Raw genomic sequence first — 15,719 nt, 5'->3', positions numbered from 1 at the left:
TGGGTGCTTCACAGACTTGATCGACGGCTTGCCGACTGACCTGCGGATTTGAGTGACAAACCCATGCCAAAACGTACAGACATTAAAAGCATCCTGATTCTCGGCGCTGGCCCGATCGTTATCGGCCAGGCCTGTGAATTCGACTACTCCGGCGCCCAGGCTTGTAAAGCTCTGCGCGAGGAAGGCTATCGCGTCATCCTGGTGAACTCCAACCCGGCCACCATCATGACCGACCCGGACATGGCCGACGCAACGTACATCGAGCCGATCAAGTGGCAGACTGTTGCCAAGATCATCGAAAAAGAGCGTCCGGACGCTCTGTTGCCGACCATGGGCGGCCAGACTGCTCTGAACTGCGCACTGGATCTGGAGCGTGAAGGCGTTCTGGAGAAGTTCGGCGTAGAAATGATCGGCGCCAATGCCGACACCATCGACAAGGCTGAAGACCGTTCGCGTTTTGACAAGGCGATGAAGTCCATCGGTCTGGATTGCCCGCGCTCCGGTATCGCCCACAGCATGGAAGAGGCCAATGCGGTCCTCGAAAAGCTGGGCTTCCCGTGCATCATCCGTCCATCGTTCACCATGGGCGGCACCGGTGGCGGTATCGCTTACAACCGTGAAGAGTTCGAAGAAATCTGCGCTCGTGGTCTGGACCTGTCGCCGACCAAAGAGCTGCTGATCGACGAATCCCTGATCGGCTGGAAAGAGTACGAAATGGAGGTTGTCCGCGACAAAAAGGACAACTGCATCATCGTTTGCTCGATCGAAAACTTTGACCCGATGGGCGTGCACACCGGTGACTCGATCACTGTTGCTCCGGCACAGACCCTGACGGACAAGGAATACCAGATCATGCGTAACGCCTCGCTGGCGGTACTGCGTGAGATCGGCGTTGAGACCGGTGGTTCCAACGTGCAGTTCGGCATTTGCCCGGACACTGGCCGTATGGTTGTGATCGAGATGAACCCGCGTGTTTCGCGTTCTTCGGCGCTGGCTTCGAAAGCCACCGGTTTCCCGATTGCGCGTATCGCTGCCAAGCTGGCGATCGGTTACACCCTGGACGAGTTGCAGAACGAAATCACCGGTGGCGCTACTCCGGCGTCCTTCGAGCCGTCCATCGACTACGTCGTGACCAAGCTGCCGCGCTTTGCTTTCGAAAAATTCCCTAAAGCCGATGCGCGCCTGACAACTCAGATGAAGTCGGTTGGTGAAGTCATGGCCATTGGCCGGACTTTCCAGGAATCCTTGCAGAAAGCCCTTCGCGGTCTGGAAGTGGGTGTCAGCGGTCTTGATCCAAAGCTGGACCTGAGCAACCCGGAAAGCATGGCGGTGCTCAAGCGCGAGCTGACTGTGCCGGGTGCCGAGCGTATCTGGTACGTGGCCGACGCATTCCGTGCCGGCATGACCGTAGAAGACATCTTCGGCATGAACATGATTGACCCTTGGTTCCTGGTGCAGATCGAAGATCTGATCAAGGACGAAGAGAAGATCAAGACCATGGCGCTGTCTTCGATTGATCGCGATGCCATGTATCGCCTCAAGCGCAAAGGCTTCTCTGACGCACGTCTGGCTGTACTGCTGGGTGTGACCGAGAAGAACCTGCGTCGCCATCGTCACAAGCTGGAAGTGTTCCCGGTTTACAAGCGCGTTGACACCTGCGCAGCCGAGTTTGCGACCGACACGGCTTACATGTACTCGACCTATGAGGAAGAGTGCGAGGCCAACCCTTCGGATCGTGACAAGATCATGATTCTGGGTGGTGGTCCGAACCGTATCGGTCAGGGTATCGAGTTCGACTACTGCTGCGTTCACGCGGCTCTGGCGTTGCGTGCCGATGGTTACGAAACCATCATGGTCAACTGCAACCCGGAAACTGTTTCCACTGACTACGACACCTCGGATCGTCTGTACTTCGAATCCGTGACCCTGGAAGACGTGCTGGAAATCGTACGTGTCGAGAAGCCGAAGGGCGTGATCGTCCAGTACGGCGGCCAGACCCCGTTGAAACTGGCCCGTGCGCTGGAAGAAGCAGGCGTGCCGATCATTGGTACCAGCCCTGATGCTATCGACCGTGCAGAAGACCGTGAGCGCTTCCAGCAAATGGTTGAGCGTCTGAACCTGCGTCAGCCGCCAAACGCCACTGTGCGCAGCGAAGACGAAGCTATTCGTGCTGCCTCCAAAATCGGTTACCCGCTGGTGGTTCGTCCTTCCTACGTGTTGGGCGGCCGGGCGATGGAAATCGTTTACGAAGAAGACGAGCTCAAGCGTTACCTGCGCGATGCGGTGAAAGTGTCCAACGACAGCCCGGTGCTGCTGGATCACTTCCTGAACTGTGCAATCGAAATGGACGTTGATGCCGTCTGCGACGGAACTGACGTAGTGATCGGCGCGATCATGCAGCACATTGAGCAGGCAGGTGTTCACTCCGGTGACTCCGCATGCTCGCTGCCACCGTACTCGCTGCCGTTGCATATCCAGGACGAGATGCGTGAACAGGTCAAGAAAATGGCTCTGGAGTTGGGCGTTGTCGGCCTGATGAACGTGCAGCTTGCTCTGCAGGGCGAAGATATCTATGTGATCGAAGTGAACCCGCGTGCTTCGCGTACAGTTCCTTTCGTATCCAAGTGCATCGGTGTTTCCCTGGCGATGATCGCGGCTCGGGTGATGGCTGGTAAAACCCTGAAGGAAATCGGTTTCACTAAAGAAATCATTCCAAACTTCTACAGCGTGAAAGAGGCGGTCTTCCCGTTCGCCAAATTCCCTGGTGTTGACCCGATTCTCGGCCCTGAGATGAAGTCCACCGGTGAAGTGATGGGCGTGGGCGATACCTTCGGTGAAGCTTTTGCCAAGGCTCAAATGGGTGCCAGCGAGGTTCTGCCTACCGGCGGTACTGCGTTCATCAGCGTACGTGACGACGACAAGCCTTTGGTGGCGGGTGTTGCACGTGATCTGATCAGCCTGGGCTTCGAGATTGTTTCGACCGTTGGCACTGCCAAGTTCATCGAGGCGGCGGGTCTGAAAGTGCGCCGGGTGAACAAGGTGACCGAAGGTCGTCCGCACGTTGTCGATATGATCAAAAATGATGAAGTCAGCCTGATCATCAATACGACCGAAGGTCGTCAGTCGATTGCTGACTCTTACTCCATTCGCCGCAACGCTCTGCAGCACAAAATCTACTGCACCACGACTATTGCTGCTGGCGAAGCGATCTGCGAAGCGCTTAAATTCGGTCCTGAAAAAACCGTACGCAGCTTGCAGGATCTACACGCAGGATTGAAGGCATGATCAAATACCCAATGACGGTCCAGGGCCATAAAGCCCTGGAAGAAGAGCTTGCACACCTGACCAAGGTTGTTCGGCCAAAGCTGAGCAAGGAAATCGGTACGGCGCGCGAACTGGGCGACCTCAAGGAAAATGCTGAGTACCATGCCGCTCGTGAGCTGCAAGGTATGTCTGAGGCGCGTATCCGTGATATCGAGGGCCGTCTGCAGAACGCAGTGGTTATTGATGTGGCGGCGATTCCTCATACCGGCAAGGTGATTTTCGGCACGACGGTCGAGATCGCGAACGTTGAAACTGACGAGCGCGTGACTTATCAGATCGTTGGTGAGGATGAGGCTGACTTCAAACTCGGAAAAATCTCCGTAGGTTCGCCACTTGCTCGTGCCTTGATTGCCAAGGAAGAAGGTGATGTGGTTGCGGTGAAAACACCGGGCGGCGTCATTGAGTACGAGATTGTCGAAGTACGTCACATCTGAGAAAAGGCGCCCGCTTCGTGCGGGCGCACTGCTTTGGCGGCCGGCCCGGATATCCGGGTTGGCGGCTGATGCTTGTTGCACACAGAATTTTTTGGCGGTGCCGGGCTGTATGCTGTGGTGTCGCTGTTGATCAATGTATCGCGTAGTGTGGCCGATAAGCGGCGAGCACTATTTGATGCAGTCTGCTGGCGGGATGTGTTGCGATGGCTGGTTCTGGCTGCCTGATGCGTTGCGCGGGCAGTTTTTGCTATTGGCCAGGCAAGAGTGTCAGGGCGCGCAAAGCGCACCCTTGACCCTTGTCGGCATCACTTGAAACGATGGATGTTCGACAGTTGCTTGTTAACATTGACGTTCTTGCGGTAAAGAAGCGCCATTTTGCCGATAACCTGCACCAATTCCGCTTTGCCTGCCTTGCACAGTTCTGCAATGGCCTCCAGGCGGGATTCGCGATCCAGGATGTTGACTTTGATTTTAATCAACTCGTGATCGCCCAATGCGCGTTCGAGTTCGGCTAAAACACCCTCAGTCAAACCATTATCAGCCACAGTCAATACTGGTTTCAGATGGTGGCCAATGGATTTGTACTGTTTCTTCTGCTCTTGAGTGAGCGGCATAATCTGACCCCTGTGTCTGATCTTGTAAAAAGCGGCGGCCAGTTTACCCGAGGGAGTCCGGGACCGCCCAGTTAATCACGACCCGTTTATTTTTTTGAGGTGGCCCGTGGCCCGTTCCAAGACTAGCCTTAACTGGCTGAAAGAGCATTTCAACGACCCATACGTCAAAATGGCGCAAAAAGACGGGTATCGTTCGCGTGCCAGCTACAAGTTGCTGGAGATCCAGGAACGTGACCGCATTATTCGCCCGGGCATGACTGTTATTGACCTGGGGGCCGCCCCGGGTGGCTGGTCGCAGGTCACCAGTCGTCTGATCGGCGGTCAGGGGCGACTGATCGCTTCGGACATCCTGGAGATGGACAGCATTCCTGATGTGACCTTTATCCAGGGGGACTTTACCGAAGATCACGTACTTGCCCAGATTCTTGAAGCTGTCGGAAATACGCAGGTAGACCTTGTGATTTCGGATATGGCCCCCAATATGAGTGGATTGGCAGCTGTTGACATGCCTCGGGCGATGTTCTTGTGCGAATTGGCACTGGATCTTGCCGGACGTGTCTTGCGGCCCGGTGGTGATTTTTTGATCAAGGTCTTCCAGGGTGAAGGCTTCGACGAATACCACAAAGACATTCGCAAGCTGTTTGATAAGGTGCAGATGCGCAAGCCGTCTTCTTCGCGAGACAGGTCCCGTGAGCAATATTTGCTGGGCCGCGGCTTTCGTGGAATCGCCGGATCTGCCAGTGATGAGCGTCTCTGAATCGGGTGATAGGTTTTTTTGTATCGCTTTACAGATCCCACATAAAGAATATTGTGTAGTCAAAGTTTCACAAAGGGTTACAGACGGAGCCTGCAAGGGTTGTAGGCAATGTAGTAAGTTATGCCGGTGAATATCATGCGAAGCACGCTTCAGTAGCGGGGCTTGCTTCAGAGGGTAGCTAATTGAACGATATGGCAAAGAATCTGATCCTGTGGTTGATCATCGCAGCTGTCCTGGTGACAGTGATGAACAACTTCTCCAGTCCAAACGAGCCACAAACCCTCAACTATTCCGACTTCATCCAGCAAGTTAAGGATGGCAAGGTCGAACGCGTTGCCGTGGACGGCTACGTGATTACCGGCAAACGCAGCGATGGCGATTCCTTCAAAACCATCCGTCCGGCTATTCAGGACAACGGTTTGATCGGTGATCTGGTTGATAACCATGTGACCGTTGAGGGCAAGCTGCCTGAGCAGCAAAGCATCTGGACTCAATTGCTCGTTGCGAGCTTCCCGATTCTGGTGATCATCGCTGTCTTCATGTTCTTCATGCGTCAGATGCAGGGCGGTGCCGGCGGTAAAGGCGGGCCGATGAGCTTTGGCAAGAGCAAGGCACGGCTGCTATCGGAAGACCAGGTCAAAACGACCCTGGCTGACGTAGCCGGTTGTGACGAAGCGAAAGAAGAAGTAGGCGAGCTGGTCGAATTCCTTCGCGACCCGGGCAAGTTCCAGCGTCTGGGCGGTCGAATTCCCCGTGGTGTGCTGATGGTTGGCCCGCCGGGTACCGGTAAAACCTTGATCGCCAAGGCGATTGCTGGCGAAGCCAAGGTGCCGTTCTTCACGATTTCCGGTTCGGACTTCGTTGAAATGTTCGTCGGTGTTGGTGCCAGCCGTGTTCGTGACATGTTCGAACAGGCGAAAAAGCACGCACCTTGCATCATCTTTATCGATGAAATCGATGCTGTCGGCCGTCACCGTGGTAACGGTATGGGCGGCGGTCATGATGAGCGTGAGCAAACCCTTAACCAGTTGCTGGTTGAGATGGACGGCTTTGAGATGAATGACGGTATCATTGTGATTGCCGCCACCAACCGTCCGGACGTGCTCGACCCTGCGCTGTTGCGTCCAGGCCGCTTTGACCGTCAGGTCGTGGTTGGCTTGCCGGACATTCGTGGCCGTGAGCAGATTCTCAAGGTGCACATGCGCAAAGTTCCGATGGGCGATGATGTCCAGCCAGGCGTGATTGCGCGTGGTACTCCGGGCTTCTCGGGTGCTGACCTGGCCAACCTGGTGAACGAAGCTTCCCTGTTTGCAGCGCGCACCGGTAAGCGTGTTGTGGAAATGAAAGAATTCGAGCTGGCTAAAGACAAGATCATGATGGGCGCAGAGCGCAAATCGATGGTCATGTCGGACAAAGAAAAGCGCAACACGGCTTATCACGAAGCGGGTCATGCCATTGTTGGTCGCGTTGTGCCTGAGCACGATCCGGTTTACAAGGTTTCGATCATTCCTCGTGGTCGCGCCCTGGGCGTCACCATGTTCCTGCCGGAAGAGGATCGTTATAGCCTGTCCAAGCGTGCTCTGATCAGCCAGATCTGCTCGCTCTATGGCGGCCGTATTGCTGAAGAGATGACCCTGGGCTTTGACGGCGTGACTACCGGTGCGTCCAACGACATCATGCGTGCGAGCCAGATTGCCCGGAACATGGTCACCAAATGGGGCCTGTCCGAGAAATTGGGCCCGCTGATGTATGCCGAAGACGAAGAGTCGTATCTGGGGCGTGGCGGTGGTCAGAGCTCGAGCGTTTCAGGCGAGACAGCCAAGCTGATCGACTCCGAAGTGCGCAGCATCATTGATCAGTGCTATGGCACTGCCAAGCAGATCCTGACCGACAATCGTGACAAGCTGGAAGCCATGGCTGATGCCTTGATGAAGTACGAAACGATCGATGCCGATCAGATCGACGACATCATGGCGGGGCGCCCGCCACGGGAGCCGCGTGACTGGGAAGGTGGTGGCTCGGGTACCCCGACTGCTCCAACCCTGGACAAGACCGAGCGCCCGGAAACACCTATCGGCGGCCCAGCTGCTGATCAATAAGGCTTGAAATGACTTTTGTTCAGCCCTCAACCCGGTTGCCTTGCGGCAACCGGGTTCTTGATTTGGCCCATCCGCACGTGATGGGCATTCTCAATGTCACCCCTGATTCCTTTTCTGATGGCGGTCGCTTCGCTGCGGTGGATGCGGCAATGCGCCATGCGCAGGCAATGGTTCTTGCGGGGGCAACCCTGATTGATGTCGGCGGTGAGTCAACTCGCCCCGGTGCTCCGGTGGTTTCGCCACAGGAAGAGCTTGATCGGGTGGCGCCTGTTGTCGAGCGCATCAGTCGTGAACTTGATGTCATCATTTCGGTCGATACCTCCGCGCCCATCGTCATGACTGAGGTTGCGCGCCTTGGCGCCGGCCTGATTAATGATGTGCGCTCATTGCGCCGCGAAGGTGCCCTGCAGGCTGCTGCAGCCACAGGTCTTCCGGTATGCCTGATGCATATGCTCGGCGAGCCCGGGGATATGCAGGACAACCCGCATTACACTGATCTGGTCGGTGAGGTGTCGGCATTTCTTGCTGAACGCATGGCGCAATGCGCCGCTGCCGGGATTGCGTCTGAGCGCATAGTGCTGGATCCGGGATTTGGTTTCGCCAAGACGATGCAGCACAACCTGAGTTTGTTTAAGCACATGGAGGCCCTGCATGCACTGGGTCGACCATTGCTGGTAGGTGTTTCGCGTAAAAGCATGATTGGGCAGGCGCTGAATCGGCCGGTTACAGAGCGACTGTATGGCAGTTTGGCTCTGGCAGCGCTGGCCGTGACCAAGGGTGCGCGAATATTGCGTGTCCATGACGTTGCCGAAACAGTTGATGTGGTACGGATGATCGCAGCGGTAGAGTCCGCCGACTAAGAATGATGGAGCACTTATGACTAAGAAATATTTTGGCACCGACGGTATTCGTGGTCGGGTCGGCGTTTATCCAATTACCCCTGACTTCATGCTCAAGCTGGGTTGGGCGGCGGGTATGGCGTTCCGCAGCAAGGGTGCATGTCGCATCCTGGTAGGCAAGGACACGCGCATTTCCGGTTATATGTTCGAGTCCGCGCTAGAGGCCGGTCTGTCTGCGGCCGGTGCCGATGTGATGCTGTTGGGGCCAATGCCTACTCCGGCCATTGCTTATCTGACGCGCACCTTCCATGCGGAAGCGGGCATTGTGATCAGTGCTTCGCACAATCCCCACGACGATAACGGTATCAAGTTCTTCTCGGGGGATGGCACCAAGTTGCCTGATGACGTCGAGTTGATGATTGAGGAGTTGCTGGACACTCCGATGACCGTCGTTGACTCCGACAAGCTGGGTAAGGTGTCGCGTATCAATGATGCGCCGGGTCGCTATATCGAATTCTGCAAGAGCAGTGTGCCGAGCAGTACCAACTTCAGCGATCTGAAGATCGTTATTGATTGCGCCCATGGTGCGACCTACAAGGTTGCGCCAAGTGTTTTCAAGGAGCTGGGTGCACAAGTCACTGTGTTGTCGGCTCAGCCTAATGGTTTGAACATCAATCATGATTGCGGCTCGACCCATATGGGGCAGTTGCAGGCTGCGGTCCTGGCTGAGGGCGCGGACCTGGGTATCGCGTTTGATGGCGACGGTGACCGGGTGCTGATGGTTGATCACACGGGCGCGATTGTTGATGGTGATGAGTTGCTGTTCATCATTGCCCGCGACTTGCATGAGCGTGGCAAATTGCAAGGTGGTGTCGTCGGCACGCTGATGAGTAATCTCGGGCTTGAATTGGCGCTGGATGACCTGGGCATTCCCTTCGTTCGGGCCAATGTCGGGGATCGCTATGTGATTGCAGGCCTGCAAGAGCGCGACTGGCAGGTGGGTGGTGAGAACTCGGGGCATATCGTGTGCTTCCAGCATACGACCACCGGTGATGCCATTATCGCTGCCCTGCAGGTGCTGCTGGCGTTGCGTCGACGTGGCGACAGTCTGGCCCAGGCGCGTCAGGCGTTGCGTAAATGTCCGCAGGTGCTGGTAAATGTGCGGTTTGGTGGTGGTGTTGACCCGGTCGAGCACCCTGCCGTCAAAGAGGCCTGCGCACGAGTCACTGAAGCCATGAAAGGGCGTGGGCGTGTATTGCTGCGCAAGTCGGGTACCGAGCCTCTGGTGCGCGTAATGGTCGAAGGTGACGATGAAAATATGGTTCGCGGCTATGCCGATGAGCTGGCAAAACTAGTAAGTGAAGTTTGTGCCTGAATTCGACTTGCCAGCGCGGATGTGGTTGGGTAACATCTGCGCCCACTTTGACCGACGAGGTAAAGCATGCGTCGCATGATGGTAGCTGGTAACTGGAAGATGCACGGTACCTGCGCCAGCGTCGCTGAGCTGATCGTTGGTCTGCGTGATCTGTCCTTGCCTGGCAGTGTTGATGTTGCAGTATTCCCGCCTGACCTGTTCATTGATCGTGTGATCAAAGGCTTACAAGGCGCGCCAATTTCGGTTGGTGCTCAGAATGCTGCGGTTGAAGCAAAGCAGGGCGCTCTGACCGGGGAGATTTCTTCGAGTCAGTTGCAGGATGCGGGTTGCGCATTGGTGCTTGTAGGTCACTCTGAGCGTCGCCTGATTCTGGGTGAGTCGGATGAGACCCTCAATCGCAAGTTTGCAGCAGTTCAGGCTTCTGGTCTGACGCCGGTGTTGTGTATAGGGGAAACCCTGGAGCAGCGCGAAGCCGGGCAAACCCTTGAAGTGGTAGGGCGTCAACTGGATGTCGTGATTGACGCATTTGGTATTGAGGCTTTTGTAAATGCAGTGATTGCATATGAGCCGGTCTGGGCCATTGGTACCGGGCTGACTGCATCACCGCAGCAAGCGCAAGATGTGCATGCGGCCATTCGCGCACAGTTGGCGCAAAAGAATTCTGAAGTCGCGCAAGGTGTGCGGCTTCTATACGGCGGCAGCGTGAAGGCGGCCAATGCGGTCGAACTGTTCAGCATGCCGGATATCGATGGGGGACTCATTGGCGGGGCTTCCCTGAATGCAGATGAGTTCGGTGCGATTATTCGTGCCGCAGGAAACTGAAAATGCTGGATAACGTCGTAACTGTTTTTCATCTGCTGACAGCTTTGGGTGTAATTGCCCTGGTTTTGCTGCAACAGGGTAAGGGAGCGGATGCTGGAGCTTCTTTTGGCGCAGGTGCATCAAATACTGTGTTCGGAAGCCAAGGTTCCTCTACCTTTCTTAGTAAGTTTACTGCTATACTTGCCGCAGGTTTTTTCATAACCAGCTTGGGGTTAGGTTACTTTGCTAAAGAGAAAGCTGAACAGCTGACTCAAGTAGGTTTGCCAAATCCAGCGGTTTTGGAAGTTCCAGTGCAAAAGCCGGCTTCAGATGATGTTCCGGTGCTTCAAGAGCAAAAGTCGGCAACTCCTGCGACTGACGTACCTCCAGCTCAAGAGCAAAAGTAAAACGGGTTTCATGATGTAACTGTAGTATTGCCGAGGTGGTGGAATTGGTAGACACGCAACCTTGAGGTGGTTGTGCCCATAGGGTGTAGGGGTTCGAGTCCCCTTCTCGGTACCAATTATCAAGAATGCCCGCAGTAGCGGGCTTTCTTGTATGTGGAAGGTTGGATTGACCCTGAAAAGGATCAACCGTATACTTCCGCTCCAGCTTTGTCGCGGGATGGAGCAGTCTGGTAGCTCGTCGGGCTCATAACCCGAAGGTCGTCGGTTCAAATCCGGCTCCCGCAACCAGTTTTAGCGGAGCCCCTTATTAGGGGCTTTTTGTTAACTGGACACTTTATAGCGTCGGTATTCAACGACGTTTCAGAGATGGGCGCTTCGCCCATTTTTTCATTTTGCACAGCATGCACAAACATGCACTAGGGGGTTCAAGTGTCGAGCAAGCTAGAAGAGTTGCAGGCCTTGCTGGCCCCGGTGATCGTGGCCCTTGGCTATGAATGCTGGGGTATTGAATTTTCGGCTCAAGGCCGCCATTCAATGTTGCGTGTGTATATCGACAAGGAAGGCGGCGTATTGGTGGATGACTGTGCAATTGTCAGTCGTCAGATCAGCGGTGTTCTGGATGTCGAAGATCCTATCGCTGTTGAATACACCCTTGAAGTCTCTTCTCCTGGCATGGAACGCCCGCTGTTCACTCTTGAACAGTTCGCGAAATATGTCGGTGAGCAAGTGAAGATCAAGCTGCGCTCGCCTTTTGAAGGGCGACGTAACTTTCAGGGCCTTCTGCGCGGCGTAGAGGAGCAGGACATCGTGGTGCAAGTTGAAGACCATGAATTCCTGTTGCCGATCGATATGATCGACAAGGCCAACATTATTCCCAGTTTTGACTGAGACGCGGATCCCGCGGATCCAATGGCTTGCGAAAGGCGAGGCGTACGATGAGCAAAGAAGTACTGCTGGTTGTTGAGTCGGTGTCCAATGAAAAGGGCGTACCGGCAAACGTTATTTTTGAAGCGCTGGAGCTGGCTCTGGCCACCGCTACTAAAAAGCGTTTTGAAGACGAAGTCGATCTGCGTGTGGAAATCAATCGCCACACCGGTAATTATGAGACTTTCCGTCGCTGGACTGTGGTCGAAGACGAAGATCTGGATGATCCAGCAATCGAGTTGGCGGTAGACCAGGCCCAGGCGAAACAGCCAGGCGCTGTAGCCGGCGATATTATCGAAGAAAAAATCGATTCTATCGAATTCGGTCGGATTGCTGCACAGACTGCCAAACAGGTAATCGTGCAGAAAGTCCGCGAAGCCGAGCGTGCTCAAGTAGTCGATGCCTATCGTGAGCGTCTGGGCGAAATTATTTCGGGTACCGTTAAAAAGGTGACACGTGACAATGTGATCGTCGATCTGGGTAACAACGCAGAAGCGTTGCTGGCTCGTGAAGACATCATCTCGCGTGAAACTTTCCGTGTTGGCGTACGCCTTCGCGCACTGCTGAAAGAAATTCGTACCGAGAACCGCGGTCCTCAACTGATCCTGTCGCGAACCGCGCCGGAGATGTTGATCGAGCTGTTCCGTATTGAAGTTCCAGAAATCTCCGAAGGCCTGATCGAAGTGATGGCGGCCTCCCGCGATCCTGGATCTCGCGCTAAAATAGCCGTTCGCTCCAAAGACAAACGCATTGATCCGCAAGGTGCCTGCATCGGTATGCGCGGTTCGCGCGTCCAGGCAGTGTCCGGCGAATTGGGCGGAGAGCGAGTGGATATCGTCCTTTGGGATGACAACCCGGCGCAGTTCGTGATCAACGCAATGTCGCCAGCAGAAGTAGCGGCGATTATCGTCGACGAAGATGCCCATGCCATGGACATCGCCGTTGGCGCAGACAATCTGGCCCAGGCGATTGGTCGCGGCGGTCAGAACGTACGTTTGGCCAGCCAGTTGACCGGCTGGACCCTGAACGTGATGACCGAATCGGACATCCAGGCTAAGCAGCAAGCAGAAACCGGCGACATCCTGCGCAACTTCATCGAAGAGCTTGAAGTTGATGAAGACCTGGCGCAGGTACTGGTAGATGAAGGCTTTACTAGCCTGGAAGAGATTGCCTACGTACCGGTGGAGGAAATGCTCAACATCGATGGCTTTGACGAAGATACCGTCAACGAGCTTCGCGCTCGAGCCAAGGATCGTTTGTTGACTAAAGCCATCGCTACTGAGGAAAAGCTGGCAGACGCCCATCCGGCCGAAGACCTGCTCTCACTTGAGGGTATGGACAAGGATTTGGCGATGGAACTGGCGGTGCGCGGCGTAATTACCCGCGAAGACCTGGCCGAGCAGTCTATTGACGACCTGCTCGACATCGACGGCATTGACTCTGATCGTGCCGGCAAGTTGATCATGGCCGCCCGAGCCCATTGGTTCGAGTAATTAGGCGCGGCCTGAGGAGAGAAATGCATGACGCAAGTCACGGTGAAACAACTGGCCGATGAGGTCAAAACACCGGTTGAGCGCCTGTTGCAGCAGATGCGTGAGGCAGGTCTGCCGCACAACGCCGCCGAGCAGAATGTGACCGACAGTGAGAAGCAGGCTCTGCTGACTCACCTGAAAAGCAGCCACAAGGCTAAAGTGGAAGAACCGCGCAAGATCACTTTGCAGCGTAAAACCACCAGTACCCTGCGTGTAGCTGGCAGCAAAAGCATTAGTGTTGAAGTACGCAAGAAGAAAGTTTTCGTACAACGCAGCCCGGAAGAAATCGAAGCCGAGCGCAAGCGTGAGATGGATGAGCGTCGTGCAGTAGAAAATGCCGCACGTCAGAAGGCTGAAGAAGAATCCAAGCGTCGCGCCGAAGAAGACGCGCGCCGTCAGCCTGCATCTACCTCTGCTCCTGCAGCAGCTCCGGCTGTCGCTGCTCCTGCACCTGTGCAGGCTGCACCGGCTGCAGCACCTGCGCCAGCCGCTGATGCACGTAAACGTGACGAACAGCGTCGCCCGGACAAACCACGCGCAGACGATAACAATCGTCGCGGCAGTGGTGACGGCGATCGCAAGAACGCACCGCATCGCGCATCGGTTAAAGAAAAAGCACCGACTCCACGTGTTGCTCCGCGCTCTTCCGATGAAGAAAGCGATAGCTTCCGTCGCGGTGGTCGTGGCAAGGGCAAGCTGAAGAAGCGTAACGCTCACGGTTTCCAGAGCCCAACCGGCCCTGTAGTTCGTGACGTACAGATTGGCGAGACCATCACTGTCGGCGATTTGGCTGCACAGATGTCGGTCAAGGCTGCTGAAGTCATCAAGTTCATGTTCAAGCTGGGTACTCCGGCAACCATCAACCAGGTACTTGATCAGGAAACTGCTCAACTGGTTGCTGAAGAACTGGGCCACAAAGTGACTCTGGTAAGTGACAACGCCCTGGAAGATTCCCTGGCTGAGTCCCTGAAGTTCGAAGGCGAGTCGTTCTCCCGTGCTCCGGTTGTGACCGTAATGGGTCACGTTGACCACGGTAAAACGTCCCTGCTCGACTACATCCGTCGTGCCAAGGTAGCTGCTGGCGAAGCCGGTGGTATTACTCAGCACATCGGTGCATACCACGTTGAAACCGAACGCGGCATGGTCACGTTCCTCGATACCCCGGGTCACGCTGCGTTTACCGCAATGCGTGCTCGTGGTGCCAAGGCGACTGACATCGTGATTCTGGTTGTTGCTGCAGATGACGGCGTAATGCCGCAGACCATCGAAGCTGTTCAGCATGCGAAAGCTGCTGGCGTGCCGCTGGTTGTTGCAGTGAACAAAATCGACAAGCCGGGCGCTGATCTCGATCGCATCCGCAGCGAGTTGTCCGTTCACGGCGTAACGTCGGAAGAATGGGGTGGCGACACTCCGTTTGTTTCGGTTTCGGCGAAAATGGGTACCGGCGTTGACGACCTGCTCGAAGCCGTATTGCTGCAAGCTGAAGTCCTGGAACTCAAGGCAACTCCATCGGCTCCTGGCCGTGGCGTAGTAGTTGAGTCCCGTCTGGACAAAGGCCGCGGTCCGGTTGCGACTGTTCTGGTTCAAGACGGTACCCTGCGCCAAGGCGACATGGTTCTGGTCGGTTCCAACTACGGCCGCATCCGCGCCATGCTCGACGAGAACGGCAAATCCATCAAGGAAGCCGGTCCATCCATCCCTGTCGAGATTCTCGGCCTGGACGGTACGCCAGATGCTGGCGACGAGATGAGCGTAATGACTGACGAGAAGAAGGCGCGTGAAGTTGCCCTGTTCCGTCAAGGCAAGTTCCGCGAAGTGAAACTGGCTCGTGCTCACGCAGGCAAGCTGGAAAACATCTTCGAGAACATGGGCCAGGAAGAGAAGAAGACGCTTAACATCGTCCTCAAATCTGACGTCCGTGGTTCGTTGGAAGCTCTGCAGGGCGCTCTGAGCGGCCTGGGTAACGACGAAGTGCAAGTGCGCGTAGTGGGCGGCGGTGTCGGTGGTATCACCGAGAGCGACGCTAACCTGGCACTGGCATCCAACGCTGTACTGTTCGGCTTTAACGTTCGTGCTGATGCTGGCGCGCGCAAGATTGTCGAGCAAGAAGGCCTGGACATGCGTTACTACAACGTCATCTACGACATCATCGAAGACGTCAAGAAAGCCCTTACCGGCATGCTTGGCAGCGACGTTCGCGAGAACATCCTGGGTATCGCTGAAGTGCGTGACGTATTCCGTTCGCCTAAGTTCGGTGCTATCGCAGGTTGTATGGTGCTGGAAGGTGTTGTTCACCGTAACCGTCCAATCCGCGTACTGCGTGATGACATCGTTATCTTCGAAGGCGAGCTGGAATCCCTGCGCCGCTTCAAGGATGACGCTGCCGAAGTACGTGCCGGCATGGAATGCGGTATCGGCGTCAAGAGCTACAACGACGTTAAAGTCGGTGACAAGATCGAAGTGTTCGAGAAGGTCCAGGTTGCTCGCAGCCTCTAAATCGCGAGCCTCAAGAGCGAGGACGAGCCAGGGCATGCAAATGCCTTGTGCCCGGCCTGGACTCTAAACGCAACGCCCGGTCCGGCTTCTGTCTGGCCGGGCGTTTGCCGCTTTCAG

Annotated in this window: 12 protein-coding genes and 2 tRNA genes; 13 read left to right on the top strand and 1 reads right to left on the bottom strand. The window is 55.6% G+C overall.

The genetic code is table 11. The features are described 5' to 3' along the window. The first annotated feature begins 63 nt into the window (after window positions 1-63). Both carB and greA read left to right on the top strand, forming a co-directional pair. Complete coding sequence (carB, locus tag JQ845_RS19750; RefSeq protein WP_003439590.1) at window positions 64-3,285, top strand: carbamoyl-phosphate synthase large subunit; 3,222 nt, start codon at window positions 64-66, stop codon at window positions 3,283-3,285. Continuing rightward, window positions 3,282-3,758: a transcription elongation factor GreA gene (gene greA, locus JQ845_RS19745; protein ID WP_003439592.1), complete on the top strand. Its 477-nt coding sequence runs from the start codon at window positions 3,282-3,284 to the stop codon at window positions 3,756-3,758. The genes carB and greA overlap by 4 nt, the downstream gene beginning before the upstream one ends. Window positions 3,759-4,063: 305 nt before the next feature. Here the strand turns inward: greA and yhbY are convergent, their stop codons facing one another. After that, window positions 4,064-4,372 carry a ribosome assembly RNA-binding protein YhbY gene (gene yhbY, locus JQ845_RS19740; RefSeq protein WP_003439595.1) on the bottom strand — a complete coding sequence of 103 codons (309 nt, stop codon included), beginning with the start codon at window positions 4,370-4,372 and terminating at the stop codon, window positions 4,064-4,066. A gap of 106 nt (window positions 4,373-4,478) precedes the next feature. On the opposite strand from yhbY, the gene rlmE reads away from it, so the two are divergent. From rlmE to infB, 11 genes are all read left to right on the top strand, one after another. Next, window positions 4,479-5,129 carry a 23S rRNA (uridine(2552)-2'-O)-methyltransferase RlmE gene (gene rlmE, locus JQ845_RS19735; RefSeq protein WP_003439598.1) on the top strand — a complete coding sequence of 217 codons (651 nt, stop codon included), beginning with the start codon at window positions 4,479-4,481 and terminating at the stop codon, window positions 5,127-5,129. Window positions 5,130-5,320: 191 nt separating this feature from the next. After that, entirely contained in the window at window positions 5,321-7,228 is a 1,908-nt protein-coding gene (ftsH, locus tag JQ845_RS19730; RefSeq protein ID WP_003439601.1) for an ATP-dependent zinc metalloprotease FtsH, read from the top strand. 8 nt (window positions 7,229-7,236) lie between these two features. After that, complete coding sequence (gene folP / locus JQ845_RS19725; protein WP_203009378.1) at window positions 7,237-8,088, top strand: dihydropteroate synthase; 852 nt, start codon at window positions 7,237-7,239, stop codon at window positions 8,086-8,088. A gap of 16 nt (window positions 8,089-8,104) precedes the next feature. Beyond that, entirely contained in the window at window positions 8,105-9,442 is a 1,338-nt protein-coding gene (gene glmM / locus JQ845_RS19720; RefSeq protein ID WP_003439606.1) for a phosphoglucosamine mutase, read from the top strand. A gap of 66 nt (window positions 9,443-9,508) precedes the next feature. Further along, complete coding sequence (gene tpiA, locus JQ845_RS19715) at window positions 9,509-10,264, top strand: triose-phosphate isomerase (RefSeq protein WP_003439609.1); 756 nt, start codon at window positions 9,509-9,511, stop codon at window positions 10,262-10,264. Between the two features lie 2 nt (window positions 10,265-10,266). Beyond that, window positions 10,267-10,650 carry a preprotein translocase subunit SecG gene (gene secG / locus JQ845_RS19710; RefSeq protein ID WP_003439612.1) on the top strand — a complete coding sequence of 128 codons (384 nt, stop codon included), beginning with the start codon at window positions 10,267-10,269 and terminating at the stop codon, window positions 10,648-10,650. Between the two features lie 29 nt (window positions 10,651-10,679). Beyond that, window positions 10,680-10,765: transfer RNA gene (locus JQ845_RS19705), tRNA-Leu, on the top strand. Between the two features lie 96 nt (window positions 10,766-10,861). Beyond that, window positions 10,862-10,938: transfer RNA gene (locus tag JQ845_RS19700), tRNA-Met, on the top strand. Window positions 10,939-11,079: 141 nt separating this feature from the next. Then, complete coding sequence (gene rimP / locus JQ845_RS19695; RefSeq protein WP_003439616.1) at window positions 11,080-11,538, top strand: ribosome maturation factor RimP; 459 nt, start codon at window positions 11,080-11,082, stop codon at window positions 11,536-11,538. A 47-nt stretch (window positions 11,539-11,585) separates the two neighbouring features. Continuing rightward, window positions 11,586-13,067 (top strand): transcription termination factor NusA, encoded by a 1,482-nt coding sequence (gene nusA / locus JQ845_RS19690; protein WP_003439619.1) that lies wholly within the window; start codon window positions 11,586-11,588, stop codon window positions 13,065-13,067. A gap of 27 nt (window positions 13,068-13,094) precedes the next feature. Beyond that, a complete protein-coding gene (gene infB, locus JQ845_RS19685) occupies window positions 13,095-15,602 on the top strand; it encodes a translation initiation factor IF-2 (RefSeq protein ID WP_003439621.1) in 2,508 nt (835 codons plus the stop codon). Window positions 15,603-15,719: the final 117 nt, after the last annotated feature.

Source organism: Pseudomonas paraversuta, from assembly GCF_904063065.1.
Classification (GTDB): domain Bacteria; phylum Pseudomonadota; class Gammaproteobacteria; order Pseudomonadales; family Pseudomonadaceae; genus Aquipseudomonas; species Aquipseudomonas paraversuta.
The sequence above is the reverse complement of the archived record's forward strand: the minus strand, read 5'-3'. Positions and strand labels throughout refer to the sequence as shown.